Source organism: Deltaproteobacteria bacterium, from assembly GCA_011773515.1.
Lineage (GTDB): Bacteria > Desulfobacterota > Deferrimicrobia > J040 > J040 > WVXK01.
This window is the reverse complement of record WVXK01000008.1, coordinates 1-2,135: the sequence shown is the minus strand read 5'-3', so window position 1 is coordinate 2,135 and position 2,135 is coordinate 1. Positions and strand designations below refer to the sequence as shown.

Annotated in this window: 2 protein-coding genes; both read right to left on the bottom strand. The window is 59.1% G+C overall.

Annotated elements, in window-relative coordinates:
* Positions 1-818 (bottom strand): glycine/betaine/sarcosine/D-proline family reductase selenoprotein B (locus GTN70_01385; GenBank protein NIO15650.1); only part of this gene is annotated, 818 nt, incomplete at its 3' end.
* Positions 819-2,099: a beta-aspartyl-peptidase gene (locus GTN70_01380; protein NIO15649.1), complete on the bottom strand. Its 1,281-nt coding sequence runs from the start codon at positions 2,097-2,099 to the stop codon at positions 819-821.
* Between the last annotated feature and the right edge of the window lie 36 nt (positions 2,100-2,135).

Sequence of the window (2,135 nt, the reverse complement as noted above, 5' to 3'; positions counted from 1 at the left end):
TTTTCCATTCCCGCAAGGGAATATCTCCCGTATTTTGAAGCGTTGGAGCTCTCTATGTGGTCCGGGTTCCCGGTGGGGACGATCCCGCCGGAGGTGATCATTGCAACCGTCAACCCTTTCAGGTCGGCTATTGCCGGCTGGGGCTCGACACGGTCGAAAAAGGGGATGGGATATTCCGTTTCGAAGGGCTCCCCCCGCATCTTCTGCAGGAGCATTTTAATGGCGCGCTGATAGGCAGGCTCCGCGTGGAAATAGTTTTTCCTCAGGTTCTGTTCGAAGCAGCCCTCCGCCGCGGGCAGTTCGATCTCCTCGCCGGCTAAAAGTTTCATGCCCAGGCGGACCATTTTCGCGGCGGCATCCTGCATGCCAGAAACATCGTCGGCGCACTCGAGGATGAAGACCGACTGCCGGTACTGGTCAACGCCCGGGTTTTCCCTGTACATGGCGGTGATGGCGGGAATGCCCCTCTGATTGAGGGCCGCGCAGATGGCACCGCAGGCCATGCCGTATCTTCCCGCGTTGAAGGCAGGTCCGGCAACGACCAGATCCGGGCTGTATCCCTCTATCTTCGGTATGATCTCCCCGAGGCATCTTTCCTCGTTTTCGGCAAAGTAGCCGTCTCCGCAGACGACGGTGGCGACGATTTCGACCGGGGCGTTCTGTTCATGGAATATTTTTTTCAGCAGCTGCCCGGGCCCCTGCGGGCCGTCTTTTATGAGCGGCTGGCAGTATGCCTGCTCTTCGCCGCCCACACCGCCGAAGAACTGGTTTACGTAGTGAACGATCCGGTATGTTTTGCCGTGCCGGGTTTCGGGCATTTATATGAACCTCGTGGTAGTTCTCTCGTATCCCAGCTGGTTGTTGGAGCCGATCAGCACCTGGAGTTCGACGGCAACGCTGCCGTCGGGGAGCCGGCATTTGCTGGATCCGCCCGCAAGCTCCGTGATGACGCTGTCATCGCCGATGATTTTTTCCCGGGGCGGCAGGACCACCACCTCGTTGGCATTCCCCGTGGAGATGATGGCGTCGGCGCTCGGGTGCGTGTCGACCAGGGACTGGGAGGCTCCCGCCTGTCCCGCAAACTCATCGGTCAAAAGGACCGTCTTGATGCCGTGGGCCTCGATCTTCGAGCAGTTCATCATGAGGTCCGCATCTGGATTGCCGAAGCCTTCCTTGGAAATGATGGCGCCGTCGGGCTTCAGGGCCGCGATGCCCTCGGCTGCCAGCGTGGAATAGCGCTGTTTGTCCTCCATGGTGACGTTCTCGTTGGTGATGACGCAGCCGACGAAGTTCCAGTCGATCCCGTGCCTTCGCATCAGCTCCAGGATGATGGGGTTGTTCTGGTGGTGATAGGTGGTGTTCTTGTCACAGGCCGAAACGCAGTTCCCCGAAACGATGGCCCCAAAGAAAACTTCCGACGGCACGATTCTACGGGGATGCATCGTCTTGGCGTCTATCCCGCAGTAGTAGGTGTCGTGCAGGAGCCCCTGTGACTGGAGCATGTACAGGTAGGCGATTCGGGGAAGGCCTTCCATTCCGGAGGATTCGGCCCCGCCTGGATTGGCGAGGGTTTCCTGGCTGTCCCAGGATCGGGCTTTTTTCAGGGCATGTTTGGCGATGTAATCGGATGCTTTGAAGCCGGCCAACCTCACGGTTTTTTCGTGGTCGTGGCGCTCTGTCCCCTTTCGCACGGTAATGTCAAGGACCAGGTGGTGCTTTCGGGAAAAGAGGGAGTAGTCTGCGCCCGGGCCAGACATGTCGATCAGGCCTTCCTGGTAGCCCACGATGGATCCCACGGTGGTAACGACCATTCCGCTTATAGACGCGATTTCCCCGGAAGGGGTGCCCTGCGCGTCGGGATCCCACGGGGAAAGCACTCCGGGGAAGCACGGGTAGCCCGGGATGAGGCTCAGCCGGGGCTCGATGACGTCTTTGACGGGAATGATCCGCACCGACTCCCCGGGGTGGGCGATATCAAGCTTTACATCCTCGATGTTGGGGTCCGATTTGAGCAGGCCGATCAACCCATCGCCGTCGATGAGCAGTTTGCCCTTTTCAACCTTCGTGGCGGAGAAGAAATCGAGATCGGAGACAGAGATTTTTTTCCAGTGATGGGTTACAGGTGGAGCAGAGGC